General features: G+C 65.6%; 24 protein-coding genes. 15 read left to right on the top strand and 9 right to left on the bottom strand.

Annotated elements, in window-relative coordinates:
- The first annotated feature begins 3 nt into the window (after positions 1–3).
- The 15 genes from ABI214_RS00850 (at position 4) to mbp1 (ending at position 9,126) form a co-directional block, all read left to right on the top strand.
- The gene (locus ABI214_RS00850; RefSeq protein WP_348605332.1) at positions 4–1,062 is read left to right on the top strand and encodes an SRPBCC family protein; all 1,059 of its coding nucleotides are present in this window, start codon (positions 4–6) and stop codon (positions 1,060–1,062) included.
- The gene (gene gvpJ, locus ABI214_RS00845; protein WP_348605331.1) at positions 1,059–1,460 is read left to right on the top strand and encodes a gas vesicle protein GvpJ; all 402 of its coding nucleotides are present in this window, start codon (positions 1,059–1,061) and stop codon (positions 1,458–1,460) included. Before ABI214_RS00850 ends, gvpJ (ABI214_RS00845) begins: the two co-directional genes overlap by 4 nt.
- Positions 1,457–2,236, top strand: a complete 780-nt coding sequence (locus ABI214_RS00840) for a GvpL/GvpF family gas vesicle protein (protein WP_348605329.1) — start codon at positions 1,457–1,459, stop codon at positions 2,234–2,236. The genes gvpJ (ABI214_RS00845) and ABI214_RS00840 overlap by 4 nt, the downstream gene beginning before the upstream one ends.
- Before the next feature lie 2 nt (positions 2,237–2,238).
- The gene (locus ABI214_RS00835; protein WP_348605328.1) at positions 2,239–2,493 is read left to right on the top strand and encodes a gas vesicle protein GvpG; all 255 of its coding nucleotides are present in this window, start codon (positions 2,239–2,241) and stop codon (positions 2,491–2,493) included.
- Positions 2,494–2,496: 3 nt separating this feature from the next.
- Positions 2,497–2,823, top strand: coding sequence for a gas vesicle protein GvpO (gvpO, locus tag ABI214_RS00830; RefSeq protein WP_348605326.1), 327 nt, complete (start codon positions 2,497–2,499; stop codon positions 2,821–2,823).
- A complete protein-coding gene (locus ABI214_RS00825; protein ID WP_348605325.1) occupies positions 2,820–3,230 on the top strand; it encodes a gas vesicle protein in 411 nt (136 codons plus the stop codon). Before gvpO ends, ABI214_RS00825 begins: the two co-directional genes overlap by 4 nt.
- Complete coding sequence (locus tag ABI214_RS00820; protein ID WP_348605324.1) at positions 3,217–3,999, top strand: GvpL/GvpF family gas vesicle protein; 783 nt, start codon at positions 3,217–3,219, stop codon at positions 3,997–3,999. Before ABI214_RS00825 ends, ABI214_RS00820 begins: the two co-directional genes overlap by 14 nt.
- Positions 3,996–4,199, top strand: a complete 204-nt coding sequence (gene gvpJ, locus ABI214_RS00815) for a gas vesicle protein GvpJ (protein WP_348605323.1) — start codon at positions 3,996–3,998, stop codon at positions 4,197–4,199. Before ABI214_RS00820 ends, gvpJ (ABI214_RS00815) begins: the two co-directional genes overlap by 4 nt.
- 62 nt (positions 4,200–4,261) lie before the next feature.
- Positions 4,262–4,537 (top strand): gas vesicle protein K, encoded by a 276-nt coding sequence (locus ABI214_RS00810; RefSeq protein WP_348612067.1) that lies wholly within the window; start codon positions 4,262–4,264, stop codon positions 4,535–4,537.
- 62 nt (positions 4,538–4,599) lie between these two features.
- The gene (locus tag ABI214_RS00805) at positions 4,600–5,817 is read left to right on the top strand and encodes a glycosyltransferase (protein WP_348605321.1); all 1,218 of its coding nucleotides are present in this window, start codon (positions 4,600–4,602) and stop codon (positions 5,815–5,817) included.
- A 190-nt stretch (positions 5,818–6,007) separates the two neighbouring features.
- Positions 6,008–6,394 (top strand): ATP-binding protein, encoded by a 387-nt coding sequence (locus ABI214_RS00800; RefSeq protein WP_348605320.1) that lies wholly within the window; start codon positions 6,008–6,010, stop codon positions 6,392–6,394.
- A gap of 1 nt (position 6,395) precedes the next feature.
- Positions 6,396–7,169: a SigB/SigF/SigG family RNA polymerase sigma factor gene (locus ABI214_RS00795; RefSeq protein WP_348605318.1), complete on the top strand. Its 774-nt coding sequence runs from the start codon at positions 6,396–6,398 to the stop codon at positions 7,167–7,169.
- A gap of 284 nt (positions 7,170–7,453) precedes the next feature.
- Complete coding sequence (locus ABI214_RS00790; RefSeq protein WP_348605317.1) at positions 7,454–7,918, top strand: STAS domain-containing protein; 465 nt, start codon at positions 7,454–7,456, stop codon at positions 7,916–7,918.
- Positions 7,918–8,661: a GAF and ANTAR domain-containing protein gene (locus ABI214_RS00785; protein WP_348605316.1), complete on the top strand. Its 744-nt coding sequence runs from the start codon at positions 7,918–7,920 to the stop codon at positions 8,659–8,661. The genes ABI214_RS00790 and ABI214_RS00785 overlap by 1 nt, the downstream gene beginning before the upstream one ends.
- A gap of 219 nt (positions 8,662–8,880) precedes the next feature.
- A complete protein-coding gene (mbp1, locus tag ABI214_RS00780) occupies positions 8,881–9,126 on the top strand; it encodes a microaggregate-binding protein 1 (RefSeq protein WP_348605315.1) in 246 nt (81 codons plus the stop codon).
- Positions 9,127–9,280: 154 nt separating this feature from the next.
- Here the strand turns inward: mbp1 and hisI are convergent, their stop codons facing one another.
- The 9 genes from hisI to ABI214_RS00735 all read right to left on the bottom strand — a co-directional run bounded on the left by hisI (position 9,281) and on the right by ABI214_RS00735 (position 15,172).
- Entirely contained in the window at positions 9,281–9,631 is a 351-nt protein-coding gene (hisI, locus tag ABI214_RS00775) for a phosphoribosyl-AMP cyclohydrolase (RefSeq protein ID WP_348605314.1), read from the bottom strand.
- Positions 9,628–10,401, bottom strand: a complete 774-nt coding sequence (gene hisF, locus ABI214_RS00770; protein ID WP_348605312.1) for an imidazole glycerol phosphate synthase subunit HisF — start codon at positions 10,399–10,401, stop codon at positions 9,628–9,630. The genes hisI and hisF overlap by 4 nt, the downstream gene beginning before the upstream one ends.
- The gene (locus ABI214_RS00765; RefSeq protein WP_348605311.1) at positions 10,398–11,231 is read right to left on the bottom strand and encodes an inositol monophosphatase family protein; all 834 of its coding nucleotides are present in this window, start codon (positions 11,229–11,231) and stop codon (positions 10,398–10,400) included. Before ABI214_RS00765 ends, hisF begins: the two co-directional genes overlap by 4 nt.
- A 10-nt stretch (positions 11,232–11,241) precedes the next feature.
- Positions 11,242–11,976: a bifunctional 1-(5-phosphoribosyl)-5-((5-phosphoribosylamino)methylideneamino)imidazole-4-carboxamide isomerase/phosphoribosylanthranilate isomerase PriA gene (priA, locus tag ABI214_RS00760; RefSeq protein ID WP_280759355.1), complete on the bottom strand. Its 735-nt coding sequence runs from the start codon at positions 11,974–11,976 to the stop codon at positions 11,242–11,244.
- An 18-nt stretch (positions 11,977–11,994) separates the two neighbouring features.
- On the bottom strand, positions 11,995–12,213 hold the full coding sequence (locus ABI214_RS00755; protein WP_408587482.1) for a hypothetical protein: 219 nt from the start codon (positions 12,211–12,213) through the stop codon (positions 11,995–11,997).
- A 62-nt stretch (positions 12,214–12,275) separates the two neighbouring features.
- The gene (gene hisH, locus ABI214_RS00750) at positions 12,276–12,911 is read right to left on the bottom strand and encodes an imidazole glycerol phosphate synthase subunit HisH (RefSeq protein WP_348605310.1); all 636 of its coding nucleotides are present in this window, start codon (positions 12,909–12,911) and stop codon (positions 12,276–12,278) included.
- Between the two features lie 254 nt (positions 12,912–13,165).
- Positions 13,166–14,386, bottom strand: coding sequence for a fatty acid desaturase family protein (locus ABI214_RS00745; RefSeq protein ID WP_348605309.1), 1,221 nt, complete (start codon positions 14,384–14,386; stop codon positions 13,166–13,168).
- An 80-nt stretch (positions 14,387–14,466) separates the two neighbouring features.
- A complete protein-coding gene (locus ABI214_RS00740) occupies positions 14,467–14,622 on the bottom strand; it encodes a DUF6131 family protein (RefSeq protein ID WP_348605308.1) in 156 nt (51 codons plus the stop codon).
- 121 nt (positions 14,623–14,743) lie between these two features.
- Positions 14,744–15,172, bottom strand: coding sequence for a hypothetical protein (locus ABI214_RS00735; protein WP_348605307.1), 429 nt, complete (start codon positions 15,170–15,172; stop codon positions 14,744–14,746).
- Positions 15,173–15,876: the final 704 nt, after the last annotated feature.

Below are 15,876 nucleotides of genomic sequence, written 5' to 3'. Positions count from 1 at the left end.
GGCGTGTCCACAACCCAGGAAGAAAAGAAGCCGACAGGCGGTGCGGACCAACTCAAGGACTCGCTTCAGCACCTCGTCGGTGCAGTCGCCGAGAAGGGTGTGAAGTCACTGACCGACACCGTGACGTCGACGGTGGGGAACCTCGACGCGTTCGCCGCAGGCGGCGGTAAAGGGGGGCTCGCCACCGCGGTGTCGGGGTTGGCGCAGGGCGATTCTCCGGCCAAGGCGGCGATGAAGGCCGGATGGTCAAGTATCACCGGCAAGATCAAGGAGAAGGGCCGCGACCTCAAGGAGACCCTGACCGGAGGCAAAGGCAAGGGGAAGGGCAAGGGCGGCAAGATCACCAATATCGTCGAACAGATCGACATCGGAGCCCCGGTCGACCTCGTGTACGACCAATGGACACAGTTCACCGATTTCCCGAAGTTCATGAAGAAACTCGAACAGGTGGAGCAGGTCTCGGACGAGAAACTGCGGTGGAAGGGGCAGGTCTTCTGGTCGCATCGATCGTGGGAATCGACGATCGTCGAACAGGTACCCGACGAACGCATCGTGTGGCGTTCCAAGGGAGACAAGGGTTATCTCGACGGCGCCATCACCTTCCACGAACTCGCACCCGGCCTGACGCGGGTTCAGGTGATCATCGAGTACCACCCACAGGGCTTCTTCGAGAAGACCGGCAACATCTGGCGGGCCCAGGGACGTCGGATCAGATTGGAGCTCAAGCACTTCCAGCGTCACGTCATGACGCAAACGGTGCTGCACCCGGACGATGTGGAGGGGTGGCACGGCGAGATCCACGACAGTCAGGTCGTGCCGCTCGAGGAACTCGAAGACCGGGACGAGGAAGAGCAGGACGAACTCGAGGAACCCGAAGAAGAACCGGAGGAGGAAGAAGAGGAGGAGGATCGCGACCGCGACAACGCGGAGGAAGATTCCGACGAGCCGGCCGATGACGAGCGAGGAGACGAGCAGCCGTCCGACGACGAACACGAGGACGAGAACGAGGACGCGGTGGCGCCACGGCCGAGGCGGCGCCGGAAGCAGGAGGCAACCCGATGACCATGGTGCAAGGTGGTGGAGGCGCAGGTGGTGGACCGAGTTCCAGCAGCCTCGCCGACGTGATCGACACAATCCTGGACAAGGGTCTCGTCATCGACGCCTACGTCCGCGTGTCGCTGGTGGGTATCGAAGTCCTCACAATCGACGCCCGAGTCGTGGTCGCAAGCGTCGATACATATCTGCGTTTCGCCGAGGCCGTCAACCGGTTGGAGATCTCCGGCTCCGAACCGCAGGGCCTACCGGACATGGTGGAGGGCATGACGCAGGGTGCCGCCCACTCGAAGTCGAAGGGCGCTATCGAGGCGGCCGGCGAGAAGGTGGCCGACTTCCTCGGCAGCGTCGAGGAGGCCCGAGAGAAGCAGCCACGAGGACGATCCCGCGGAGGCAGCGAGCAATGACAGAGCAGAAATCCGAGAACGGCGACCGCCCAGCGGTATACGTCTACGGCCTGGTGCCGGCGGATGTCGAGGTGAAACCGGACGCGACCGGCATCGGCACACCCCCACGCCCGCTTGCCACCGTCACGTTCGACGACATTGCCGCACTCGTCAGCGAGATCGATCCGGATGCGCAACTGGGGACACCGGACGACCTTCGGGCCCACGCGAGGATTCTCGACACCACGGCCATGGTCGCACCTGTGCTGCCGTTCCGGTTCGGCGCCGTGATGACCGATAGCGACGCGGTCGTGTCCGAACTCCTGGAACCGTACCGGGACGAGTTCCAACAGGCGCTCGACCAGCTCGAGGGGCTCGTCCAGTACGTGGTGAAGGGACGATACGTCGAGGACTCCATCCTCCGCGAGATCCTGTCCGAGGACGAGGAGACCGCCCGGCTCCGGGAGATCATTCGGGAGCAACCGGAGGACGTCACGCGCGATGAACGACTGGCGCTCGGCGAGCGCATCAGCCAGACGTTGTCCGCCAAGCGTGACCACGACACGCAGCGACTGGTCGAGGCGCTCGAGCCGGTGGCGAAGGAACTGCGGGTCCGCGACGCAACCAACGAGGAGGATGCCGGTTCCGTCGCCGTGCTGATTGCCACGGACGAGATCGACACTCTGGACAAGACGGTCACGCAGCTGGCCCAGGATTGGCAGGATCGCGTCGATCTCACCGTCCTCGGCCCCCTCGCTGCCTACGACTTCACGAAGACCCGAGCGCCCGGGACCTGAGCATGGGCATCTTCACCGCAATATTCGGGCTTCCTCTCGCACCTGTTCGCGGGGTGATGTGGATCAGTGAGATCGTGCGCCGCCAGGTGGAGGAGGAAATGTACAGTCCGGCCGCCCTGCGGCGCCGTCTGGAAGAGGTCGACGACGCTCGATCGTCGGGACAACTGTCCGAGGAGGAGGCTGCGCTGGCCGAGAAACAAATCCTCGACTCGATGACGCACCCTGAGGGTGCCGACGACGCCGGTCGACAGGAGTGAGCCATGACGGGACCACATGACCCGGACATAGCCCGCGACGCCGGCGAGGACGCCGGCGAGGGTATCGACCTGACAGCCCCGCAGGCCGCCGCCGAAGCGGCCCGCCAGATCGCCCAACTCACCGGGCGAACTCCGCTCGGCGCGGTATCCGTCGCGCCGAGCGACGAAGGATGGTCCGTGGAGGTGGAGGTCCTCGAGGACCGCCGCATCCCGTCGTCGTCCGACGTCCTGGCCATCTACGCCGTCGTCCTGGATCTGGACGGGATGCTGTTGTCCTACCAGCGAATTCGTCAGTACACGCGGGGACATTCGAAGGGTTCGGGGTCGTGACGCGGGCGGGAGGCTCCGGCTACCCACAGCCCTACAGTCAGGGACTCGGCGGCGCCGGACACGAACCGGCCAACCTCGCAGACATTCTCGAGCGCGTCCTCGACAAGGGAATCGTCATTGCGGGTGACATCCGCGTCAACCTACTCGACATCGAATTGCTGACCATCAAGCTCCGATTGGTGATCGCCTCTTTGGAGACGGCTCGCGAGGTCGGAATCAACTGGTGGGAGCACGACCCGTGGCTCACCGGGCGCAGCAACGACCTCGAGATGGAGAATCAGCGCTTGCGTGACCGTATTGCGGCACTGGAATCGGGCGACCACGCCGCTGCGGACCTCACCACCTCGCACCAACCGGCAGAGGCCGACCGGGCGATCGCCGAGGAGCAGCACCGTGACCAGGAATGAGGGCGTGTGGGTCTATGCGGTCACGACCGACAGTTCCTTTCCCAACGGGATCTCCGGAATCCGTGGTGTAGCAGGCGAGCAGTTGCGCACGGTGGCCGCCGGCGGCTTCACCGCTGTAGTGGGGTCGGTCGATCTCGGCGAGTATGGTGAGGACGCACTGCGACGCAATCTCGAAGACCTCGATTGGCTCTCGGACGCCGCGCGCCGTCACGACGCAGTCGTAGCCGCCATCTGTGCCGGCGGCGCAACGGTCCCCCTTCGCCTTGCGACGGTCTACTACGACGACGAACGAGTGCGAATCATGTTGCGCGAGAATGTCAACGACTTCACGGACGCGCTGGATCGGATCGCGGACCGAGCGGAATGGGGTGTCAGGGCCTACGCCGATCGCGGCAAGTCCACCGAGCGCGGTGACACCTCGGACGAGAACGGAACGAGCTCAGGAACGGCGTATCTCATGCGCCGGCGGGCGCAAGCAGCTGCTCGCAGAGACGCGGAGTCTGTTGCTGCGAGACAGGCGGACGAGATCTACGCCCAACTCGCGAATCTCGCAGTCGCCGCGACGCGGCAACCGCCCACCGCGCCGACCCTCTCCCCTCACCGGGCATGGGAAATCCTCAACGCGACATATCTGGTCGACAACCGCCGGACCCACGAATTCGCCACGGCGGTCGACGACATCAATGCTCGTGTCGACGGGGTCGAGACCGTCCTCACAGGTCCGTGGCCGCCGTACTCGTTCACGTTTGTCGAATCGAGCGGGGGATGAACGTTCCCGCCTACCCGGATCGCCGGATCGCGCTGGTGGATCTGCTCGATCGGGTCCTCGGCGGTGGCGTGGTGGTCGCCGGCGAGATCACCCTCTCGATCGCGGACGTGGACATGGTCCACATCTCGCTCAGGACGCTGGTCTCCTCGGTCAGTGCGCTGACGCCTTCGCCGGGCCGGACGCCCGAGAGCGGCCCGTGAACGAGATTCCCGACCCATCGCACACCACGGAGGACGATTCGCTCCGCGAGCGCGGTCCGTCGTTGCGACAACGGATCGATTCTGATCCCGAATCGGTCGAGCGCGGCCTCGTGGCGCTGGTGCTCACTTTGGTCGAACTGCTGCGTCAGCTAATGGAGCGGCAGGCCCTGCGCCGGGTCGATGCCGGCGATCTGTCCGAAGAGCAGATCGAACGCATCGGTACGACGTTGATGTTGCTCGAGGAGAAGATGGAGGAGCTGCGCGAGCATTTCGGACTCACGCCCGAGGATCTGAACATCGACCTGGGCCCGCTCGGACCGTTGCTCGCCGACGAATGACGTCCCGGGAGCGCCGACATGATCGATGCCCACCGATCGTCGTTTGTCGCGGAAGGTCGCCGATGAAGATCGCGATGGTCTCGGATTACGCCAGTCCAATCGCCGCCCCGGGTGGACCGGATGCCGGCGGACAGAACGTCCATGTGGCCGCCTTGTCCGCGGCTTTGGTCCGACACGGTCACGAGGTTGTCGTCTTCACCCGCCGGGAGAGCGAATCGGTGCCGGAACGGCTGCGGGCACCCGAGGGCTACGACGTGATACACGTGTCGGCCGGACCAGTCGAGACGATTCCGAAGGACGACTTGCTGCCGCACCTGCGGCAGTTCGCACATCGAGTTCGAGACTATTTCTCCCACTCGGAATTCGACGTCGTCCATTCGCATTTCTGGACGTCCGGACTGACCGCTGGGCTGGCCGGACGGACCTGTCATCTCCCGATCGTCCACACCTTCCACGCATTGGGCATCGTGCAGAAACGCTACGAGGGAGCAGGCGATACGAGCCCCCCGGAACGGATCCCGCTGGAGTGCAAGGTCGGCAGGAGTGTTGACGCAGTCGTCGCGACATCGTCGGACGAGGTGTTCGAACTGGTTCGGATGGGCATTCCGCGTTCACGCATCGCCGTGGTGCCGTGTGGCGTCGACGTCGACGAGTTCCGACCGGACGGTCCACGCACTCGTCGTAGCAATCGCTCGCGGCTCACCAGCGTCGGACGCCTGGTCCCCCGAAAGGGATTCGACGTCGCGATCCGCGCACTCGCGAAGCTCGCGAACACCGAACTCGTGATTGCCGGTGGCCCTACCGACGGTGCAGTCCGGGAGGATGCCGAAGCACGAAGATTGTCGGATCTCGCCGCACGGCTCGGGGTGGCCGAGAGACTGGCGATGCCGGGTCGGGTTCCGCGGAATCTGATGCCCAGGCTGTTGCGCTCGACCGATGTGGTCGTCTGCTCACCGTGGTACGAGCCGTTCGGGATCGTGCCTCTCGAAGCGATGGCGTGTTCGAAACCGGTGGTCGCCAGCGCCGTCGGAGGGCTGGCCGACACCGTCGTCGACGGTATCACCGGAATCCATGTTCCACCACGCAATTCCGACGCACTCGCGCATGCCGTGCATACCCTCCTGCGCGAGCCGCTGCGGCGGGAACAGTACGGGTACGCCGGGCGGGACCGGGCGGTACAACGCTACGCGTGGGATCGCATTGCCGACGAAACCGAGCGGATATACCGCACGGTCTCGGGGCAGCTACTTCCCCACTCGACCGGCGGTGTCGGTCGATGAACCCACGGCATCGAACCGTCCTCCGAAATCCCCGACTCGGGGTTTGGAGGCGCCCGGCGGCGGGAACTTCTGAGGTGTCGGTGCCGATCGAAACACGCGGCAATCCCGCCTCGTGCCCGGGCGACCTTCGGAGCGAGGAATCATGACTCAAACCTCCGCAACCTCGAGGAAGTCCGAGAACTTGGGACCTGTGATCGAACTGCGAACTCCGGCCGAAGCCTCGCAGCTGGCCCCGATTCGAGGTGTGTCCGCAGCACTGGCCGGGCAGTGCAACATGAGCCTCGACCAGATCGCCGATCTGCGACTCGCCGTTGACGAGGCGTGCAGCACTCTCTTCAGAATCGCAATTCAAGGCTCCGAGATCTTCTGCAAGTATCGGCTGTCCTCGGACGCGTTCAACTTCTCCGCCGGTGTCGCCACCACCCGAACGGAGGTCGACCGGCCATATGAGCGTCGATTCGGTTGGCACGTACTTCGCACACTCACCGACGATTTGGAACTGCATCGACATCATGGCAACGGTAACGGCAAATCCTCGACAGTGACGATTTCGTTCACCATCGTAGCGGTGTCATGACGTGAGCCGCACAGCCGATCGCCCCGACGAATACAGCGATGTGAAGCCGATATTCATATCCCTGAAGTCGATGGACCCGGACGATCCGGCGCGTCAGGAACTGCGCCGGGACATCATCACCCGGTGCCTGCCACTGGCCGAACACATCGCGCGCCACTTCGACAAACGGGGAGAACCGTTCGACGATCTGGTTCAGGTCGCCAGCTTGGGTCTCGTCAACGCGGTGGATCGGTTCGATGTGGACCGCGGATCCGATTTCCTCGCTTTCGCGGTACCGACGATCATGGGCGAGGTACGCCGACATTTCCGGGACGCAGGTTGGGTGGTTCGCGTTCCGAGACACTTGAAAGAATTGCACCTGGATCTCAACCGGGTGAGTTCGACTCTGGCTCAGCGGCTGGGGCGTTCCCCGACCACTCGCGAGATGGCTGCCGAGTTGGGTGTCAGCGACGAAGATGTCGCGCAGGGTCTTCAAGCGGCAAACGGCTATCAGGCAATCTCGGTGGACGCGGGCATGAGCGGAACTGAGACCACCCTGACGCTCGCCGAAGTGTTGGGCGACACCGACAGCGCGCTGGCCGACGTCGAGGACCACGAGGTAATTCGGGTACTCCTGGAAGAACTGCCCGCACGGGAACGGACCGTTCTGCTTCTTCGCTTCTTCGGCAACCAGACGCAATCGCAGATCGCCGATCGGATCGGAGTCTCGCAGATGCACGTCTCGCGCATCCTGTCGGACACCCTCACGAAGCTCCGAGAACGGGCAGAGAGGTGAATCTCGCACTCGGCCACCGGACCGCCCCCTTCCGTTCACGAGCCTGCCGAGGTCATCCCGCACGGCTCGCTGAAACCACGCGTCGGTTCGGAAGACCCGCGAACCGTCACCGGAAACCCCGCGGCGGCGCCGCGCTACCTGTACATAGGGTCAAGTCAGTGTTAGAAACGTAGAAGGTTGAGCAAGCAGCCTGTCGCCACACAGGAAACGACTCTCATGGCTTCCGTCGCCGGTCCGGCGAACCGAAACGCCAGGGACGCGTTCGGATGAGATGGAGGCATGGCGTGCCTGATCTCTCTATTTCAGCAAACACCCTGATTCTGACCGACGGCCACACTACTGACGAGCGGTCTCCGACGCCGCTTCCAGCTGCCGCGTTGGTCATCGAGCTCGCTACCAGTCTTGACATGAGTACGGCCGACGGTTTCCGCCATGCGTACCTCGACTTGGTCGACGCAGCCTCCGCGGACGGCCTCCCAGCGGGAAGCCCCATCGTCCTCGACCTGTCGCGCGTCGACTTCGTCAGCATCGAGGCCACATCGGCACTCATCGAGGCGAAGGAGCTCGCCTCCTGCCGTGGTTTCGACTTCAAACTCGTCATCGCGACGCGGGGCGTCGAGCACGCCCTCGCCGCTACCGAGACACGCCGGCGTTTCTCGTGTCACCCGACCGTCGAATCGGCTGTCGGCTCCGAGATCGTCGGAGGGATGTCCGAACCAACGGAGCACGACAACGAGCGAGTGCACTGATGGGCTACCCGGACGACTCCTACGATGAACTGGGCGAACGCTTCGACGATCTCAACGAGGCGTTGCAACAGTTGTCCGACGTCCTGGACGAATACGACGAACTCACCGTGGTTCTCCAGCATCTCGTTGAGACCGCTGTTCGAATCGTTCCCGACGCCGACCTGGCAGGCGTGACACTCCTGAATGAGGGAACGGCCCCTGAAACCGTTGCCGCAAACCATCCCAACGTGAGGGAAGTCGACGCCGCGCAGTATGCCGGCAACCGCGGTCCCGGCCTCGTAGCTGCTCGCGAGGGTCGGAGCGTGGTGGCGGACGTAGACGAAGTGCGTGCATTGTGGCCGGAACTGGAGGAACCCGCCGCACGAGTCGGTGTCAAGAGCTTCATCGCATTTCCGCTCTCCCTGTCGGATGAGACGCAGGGTTCGTTCAACTTGTACAGCAGCGATCCCCAAGGTTTCAGGTCGCTGGACGAATCGCTGCTCGAGGTATTCACCACGGCCGCGGTGACCGCATTGCTGCAGGCCGAACGCCACCGTCGGGCGGTCCGTTCCATTCGCAACCTCCAGCAAGCGCTGACCTCCCGAGCCGACATCGACCACGCGATCGGCGTCGTCATGGCCCTGCACAGCATCTCGTCGCAGGAAGCTTTCGACCGACTGGTCGGCAAGTCGCAAGAGTCGAATGTCAAATTGCGTGTGGTGGCCCGCCAACTCCTGGACAAGGTGACCAACGGTTCGGATTGACAGCGAATTACGAGAAGACGGAATCATTTGCGTCGCATGGCTACTGGTCGGATCGCACAGCGTTCTTGCCGCGCTTCGGCATCGAACGGCCCGAGAATGCCGCGCGAGCCGAACATCTCGGCCCACGAGCCATGCCGACTACTATTCGATGTTTGCCCGGAAACGTCACGGGTAGCCCTCTGAGAACAGATCTCCTCTGCATGAAGGGAATTGATGATCATGTCGGACAAGAAGAAGTCGGGTCCCGCAGAAGGCGTCAAGGGAGTCGTCGAGGACGTGAAGGGAAAGGTCAAGGAGGCGGCAGGTGCAGTCTCCGGTCAGGACGATATGGTCCGCGAGGGAAAGGCCCAGCAGGACAAGGCCAAGTCCCAGCGCGAGGCCGCGGGCAAGGAAGCCGCCGCGGAGAAGGCACGCGGCAAGGCTGCCGCCCACGAAGCGCGTCAGCGCGCCGAACAAGAGAAGTAGCGTCTGCGCAAACAGAAGTAGCGTCTGCGCGGCGGGCGAGAGACCATCACGGCGCGGCACGTGACGTCGGCCCACCCGACGCGGCGCAGCCATTCAGATCAGTCAGGGTGCCGGGGTGTGTCCACTCCAGCCGAACAACTGCTGCCGGAGGACTCTACCCAGACTCGGCGGCAAGCAGGACGTCGGTGTCGAAGCAGGTGTGGGTGCCGGTGTGGCACGCGGCGCCTTCCTGGTCGACGATCAGCAGGACGCTGTCGCCGTCGCAGTCCAGGCGCACCTCGTGCACGTACTGGGTGTGGCCGGACGTCTCGCCCTTGACCCAGTACTGCTGCCGCGAGCGCGAGTAGTAGGTGCCCTTGCGGGTCTCGAGGGTGCGCGCGAGGGCCTCGTCGTCCATCCACGCGACCATCAGCACGTCGCCGGTGGACTTCTCCTGCGCCACCGCGCTGAACAGGCCGGCCTCGTTGCGCTTGAGGCGGGCGGCGATCGCCGGGTCGAGGCTCATCGGACGGTGATCCCTTCTGCACGCATGGACGCCTTGACGTCCCCGATCGTCATGTCCCCGAAGTGGAAGACACTGGCGGCGAGGACGGCGTCGGCGCCGGCCTCGACGGCGGGCGCGAAGTGTTCGACCGCTCCGGCGCCGCCGCTGGCGATCACCGGCACGTGCACCGCTGCGCGGACGGCCCGGATCATCTTCAGGTCGAAGCCCGCCTTGGTGCCGTCGGCGTCCATCGAGTTGAGCAGGATCTCCCCCACCCCCAACTCTGCGCCGCGGATCGCCCACTCGACCGCGTCGATGCCGGTACCGCGCTTGCCGCCGTGCGTGGTGACCTCCCACCCGGACGGCGTCGGCTCCTGCCCCTCCGGGACGGTGCGGGCGTCGACCGACAGCACGATGCACTGCGAACCGAACCGCTCCGACATCTCCCGCAGCACCTCGGGGCGGGCGATCGCGGCGGTGTTGACGCTGACCTTGTCGGCGCCGGCGCGCAGCAGGCGGTCGACGTCCGCGACGGTGCGCACACCGCCGCCGACGGTGAGCGGGATGAAGACCTGCTCGGCGGTGCGGGTGACGACGTCGAGCATCGTGCCGCGGTCACCGCTCGAGGCGGTGACGTCGAGGAACGTCAGTTCGTCCGCGCCCTGCGCGTCGTAGGTCGCCGCGAGCTCGACGGGATCGCCTGCGTCACGCAGGTTCTCGAAGTTGACGCCCTTGACGACGCGACCCGCGTCGACGTCGAGACACGGGATCACCCGAACAGCCAATGTCATTGTCGTGGCCCTCCTTCAGGCCGCTCCTCCGGATTACCCAGAGAGTGGAGAATGTCGAGCAGTTCAGCGTGCACGCCGGGCGCCGCGGCGAGCACCGACCGGGAGCCGACGTGCCAGTCGTCGCCACGCAGGTCCGTGGCGACGCCGCCGGCCGCCCGCACGAGCGCTACACCGGCGGCGTTGTCCCACACGTGGTGGCCGAACACCACCGCACCGTCCAGGATGCCCGCGGCGGTGTAGGCCAGGTCGGCGCCGGTCGATCCGTGCATCCGGATCCGCGACGACACCCGGCTGAGCTGACCGAGCAGCTCGAAGCGGTACGCCCCCGGGATCCGGCCACGGCTGTCGATGTTGAACGCACCGAACCCGATCATGGCGTCGGACAGCGCGCTCGGCTGGAGCTGAGGCAGCGCGACGCCGTTGCGGAACAGCGGACCGCCCTCGGCCGCGGCGAATCGTTCGTCCGTCAGCGGCAGCCACGTCAGCCCCAGTACCGGGACGCCCCCGCGCAGCAGCGCCAGCAGCATGCCCGCGGTGGGCAGGCCGGCCGAGTAGTTGAACGTGCCGTCGATGGGGTCGAGGATCCACACGTCTCCGACGGACAACTCGGGCCCACCGAATTCCTCGCCGTGCACCTCGATCCCGGTGCGGCGCTCGAGCTCCGCGGATATCGACTTTTCGAGTTCGAGGTCGACGGCGGTCGCGAAGTCCCTGGGGCCCTTGCGAACCGCGCTGGGGGCACCGAGCCCGGCGACGAACCGGTCCCGGGCACCGTCGAGGACGTCGCTCGCCATCGCGAGCAGCTCGAGCGGGTCCCGGGGCAGGCTCATCGCGTCGTTCCTAGCGCGAGACCGCGGCCAGGGCCTCGGGAAGCGTGAATCGTCCGGCGTAGAGCGCCTTTCCGACGATCGAGCCCTCGACGCCCTCGCCGACGAGACCGGCGATGGCCTCGAGGTCGGCGATCGTCGAGACACCACCCGACGCGACGACCGGCGCGTCGGTGGCTGCGCACACCGCGCTGAGCAGCTCGAGGTTCGGTCCGGTGAGGGTGCCGTCCTTGCTGACGTCGGTGACGACGTAGCGCGAGCAGCCGTCACGGTTGAGGCGCTCGAGGACCTCCCACAGGTCGCCACCGTCGGACACCCAGCCGCGGCCACGCAGGCGGTAGTCGCCGTCGATCAGCTTGACGTCGAGGCCGACGGCGATGCGCTCGCCGTGCTTGGCGATGGCTCGCGCGCACCAGTCGGGGTTCTCGACGGCGGCCGTGCCGAGGTTGACGCGGGCGCAGCCCGTAGCGAGGGCGGCCTCGAGGGACTCGTCGTCGCGGATGCCACCGGACAGCTCGACCTTCACGTCGAGCTCGCCGACGACCGCGGCCAGCAGGTCACGGTTGGATCCACGCCCGAACGCGGCGTCGAGGTCGACCAGATGCACCCACTCGGCACCGTCGTTCTGCCACGCGAGGGCGGCTTCGCGGGGCGCACCGTAACTGGTCTCGCTCCCCGCCTCTCCCTGAACGAGGCGAACAGCTTCACCGTTGGCGACATCTACAGCAGGCAAAAGGACCAGGCTCACTGCGCCGATCCTAGTGGGTCATCGCCCACGACCGGGCCCCGGGTCGTCACCGGGCTCGTCGTGTCGACGTCCCTGGTCGCCGTACGCGCGCCTGGTCATGCGTTTCGAAACCGCACCCATCGCTGCGATGGCGACGACGATGCCGACGAGGGCGATCACGAGCCCCACGACCGGCCCCGGTTCCAGGATCACGATCAGCGCCGCGACCACGACGAGAACCGCGGCGGCAGTCCCCATCGTCGCGAGCGCGAGCCCCGCGATCGACAGGTCCCTGCCCGCCCGGTCGCCGGGGCCGCCGATCACAGGCTGCGGACCCAGTTCTCCAGCAGTTGGGCGCCGGCGTCACCGGACTTCTCGGGGTGGAACTGGGTGGCGGAGAGCGGACCGTTCTCGACGGCCGCGAGGAAGCGGTCGCCGTGCTCGGCCCACGTCAGCTTGGGCGGCGCGATGAGATCCGATGGGGGCAGCTCCCACCTGCGCACGCCGTAGGAGTGCACGAAGTAGAAGCGGGTGTCCGGGTCCATGCCGGCGAACAGGACGCTGCCCTCGGGCGCCTCGACGGTGTTCCAGCCCATGTGCGGCAGGACGTCGGCCTCGAGGCGCTCGACGGTGCCGGGCCACTCGCCGCACCCCTCGGCCTCGACGCCGAACTCGACGCCACGCTCGAAAAGGATCTGCATGCCGACACAGATACCGAGGACCGGGCGGCCGCCCGCGAGTCGCTGGCCGATGATCCGATCACCCTTGACCTTCAGCAGGCCCTCCATGCACGCGGCGTAGGCGCCGACGCCGGGAACCACGAGGCCGTCCGCGGCGAGCGCGACCTGCGGGTCCGCGGTCACCTCGATCTGCGCACCGGTGCGGGCGAGGGCGCGCTGGGCCGAGTGCAGATTTCCGGAGCCGTAATCGAGAAGGGCAACCTTGCGTGCGGTCATGGGGAAACTCTATCGATGCCCCTCTCCCGCACCTCGCCCCAACCTCCCCGACGGGCCACTTTCGATCGACCAGGCTGTCGTCTTCGGAGGGAACCACGCAGCCCGCCGTTGTCTTCGATACAGCACGCACGGCCTCTTCTGAGCTGTTCATCGCTACTCTTGCTCTCACGATTATCGCCCGCTGATTCTGCGGTCGTGATGCACGCCTCCGCGTTCGCGGCGTCGGAGCGGCTCTGCCAGGTTTGCCCGTGATGTCAGCGGGTACGGCGGGAAGCGGCCAGTGCCTGCAGCGCGGTCCGAAGCCCGTATCGGGACGCTGGACCCGTTCTGTCATGCTCACGCAAGGGGGTGCGGAGGAATTTCAGTTCCGAGGCTGTCTCCGGGGCGTCGTCGGGGGTCGCGGCCAGGAATCGGTCGGGAAACGCGAGTTTGTGGATGGTGCGCAGGGTCAGAAGATACTGCCGGGCAAGGGAACCGGTGGTGTACGGCAGGTCGTAGCTGTCACACAGTGCGCGCACCTGAGGGGCGATCTGCGCGTAGCGATTGCTGGGGAGGTCGGGAAACAGGTGATGCTCGATCTGGTAGCAGAGGTTGCCGCTGAGGAACGCCAGCACCGGTCCGGCACGAAAGTTCGCCGCGCCGAGCATCTGCCGCAGATACCATTCCGCCTGGCTTTCGTTCTCGAGTTCGGTTGCGGTGAATTTCTCGGCGCCGTCAGGGAAGTGCCCGCAGAAGATCACCACGTAGGCCCACACGTTCCTCAGCAGATTCGCGGCCAAATTCGCTTTCAAGGTTCGCCGCCAGCGACGCCCGCTGAGGGCGGGAAAGAACAGGTAGTCCTTGCCGGCCTGGCGGACGATCTTGCCGATCAGTGCCCGGGTGTGGGCGGACTTCTCGCCGTCGGTGTTGGTGCGGGCATGTTCTGAATGCAAGCCGTGCAGAGCGATGCCCCATTCGAACGTGGCAGCCAGCAACAGATTCCGCAGCGGTTGCAGCAGATGGTGGGGCTTCCACGGTTGGTCGCGGGTGACGCGGAGGACACCGTAGCCGAGGTCCTCGTCCATCCCGACGACGTTGCTGAACACGTGGTGGCGATAGTTGTGGGAGTAGCGCCACTGCGACGAAAGGCCTGCCATGTCCCATTCCCAGTTGCGGGAGTGGATTTCCGGATCGTTCATCCAGTCCCATTGCCCGTGGGAGATGTTGTGCCCGAGTTCCATGTTCTCCACACTCTTGGCCACCGCAAGGGCCGCCGTTCCGAGTATCCACCCGGTTGCGCTCCGACTGCCGTAGATGACCAACCGTGCCGCGGCATCGAGCACTCTCTGGCAGGCAATGACGCGGCGAATGTAGGCCGCGTCTCGCCCACCGAGGGACGTGACGACATCGCAGCGAATCCGGTTCAGTGCATCGCTGAGCGCCTCGACGTCTTCCCCGGTCAGGTGCGCATACTCCCTGATATCGGAGATCGCCATACATACTCCCGCGGGGTCGAAGCCGGCCCGCCACAACGGAGGAAGTCATGTCGTTCCCAGGCGCAACCCTGCCTACGGGGTCAGTAGTAGTGGCGTCGACCAGCCACCGGGTGGCCCGTCATTCCCATGATCTCGAGCACTACACCGACGACGATCAACGCCACCCCGACGTACAAGAGGATGGGAACGCTGACGATCGCACCCACGACGGCGAGCACGATTCCTAGAATGATCATGACGACCACCTGCTTTCGGTTGTTGGAAGAGAAGAGGCCCGATGCGCCCGGCGATGCTGGATGCGGCATGGCACCGAGGTGAATTGCATGACCTGATGGATCAACGGAGCCCTGTTTTGCCTCAATGTGCCGGTCGGGGAGTGGACGGAGGTCCCTGCTGTCTTCCGAAGGGGTGTTTCCAGCTCCGAGCACTGCCGGTGGTGGTGTCGGCATGCCGGACCGTGCTTGTTTGTGTCCCTGCGTCTGCGAGGGCGTCGCGCTGTTGGGCCAAAGCGGCCTCGTTGCGGCGTGATCGCTCGAGCTCGTTTCGCGCGGCGCGTCCCCGTCGCGATGTCCGTCGAGCCCCCGTGAGTAGGAGGCTGAGTCCGACGACGCCGACCGCGCCGACGACGATTCCGTAGAGGAACAGCGCTCCTGTGGATCCGGTGACGTGGTAGCCGAACACTGTGAAATCGCCGGTCAACGCGTGTTCGGCACCCGCGTTGGCGAGCACTCCCGCGACTCCGATGACGATGGCGGCGACCATAATGATGAGGCCGATGAGGATCATGGCAGCTCCCGATCATGTCGTGGGACGGATGTCGGGCGTCGGACCGGTCACTCAATCTGCCTCGCGAGGGTGATCCTCACCCGTACGCCAGACTGGTGCGCCGGCCCTGTCCCTTCGTCGGTTTCTGTGGGCTTGGATTCCTCGGCCGGGGGCGCTCGTGCCGCCAGAGTTTGCTCCTCGCACCGACTTTCCAGCCTTGGCTTCTTGTTCCTCGACAGACTGTGCTGTGTTGGCGCGTCCCTCGTACGGGGTACCTCGGCCGCGTCCGGGCTTGGCCTCCGAGTATCGGGCCGAGTCCACCCGGGCTCACCGCTCGAGGTGACGATCTCGTCGTCGAACGAACCAGACGGCCTGTCGGTCTCGCCGCCTCCCGGTTCGTCCGAGCCTGTGTCACGGGACCCGGGCGCGCCACGCGCGGATTGGGGTTCTTCGCTTGGCGTCGCGTCCTTGTCGTTCACTGTCAGCGCTCCTCACTACCTGCCGGCGAGGTCCGGCACGATATCGAGTACCCGTTCGAGCCCGGTCTACACCCTTGAGGGGAATGGTCACGCTGGGTGTCGGTGGGGCGCCGCGGGGACGCCTCTCGCGCGCAATGCACCCTCGCCCGCCAGCCCGCCGAGCGTGCAGATTCGCCGTTACTGCAGGCTGTCTGACGACTCATGATTCGCGGTCAGCGGCTCGCTCGAATCGATACGCTGAATGGG

The sequence above is a fragment of the Prescottella soli genome (assembly GCF_040024445.1).
Lineage (GTDB): Bacteria > Actinomycetota > Actinomycetes > Mycobacteriales > Mycobacteriaceae > Prescottella > Prescottella soli.
Note: the sequence above shows the minus strand (reverse complement) of the source record. Positions and strands in the feature narration are given on the sequence as shown.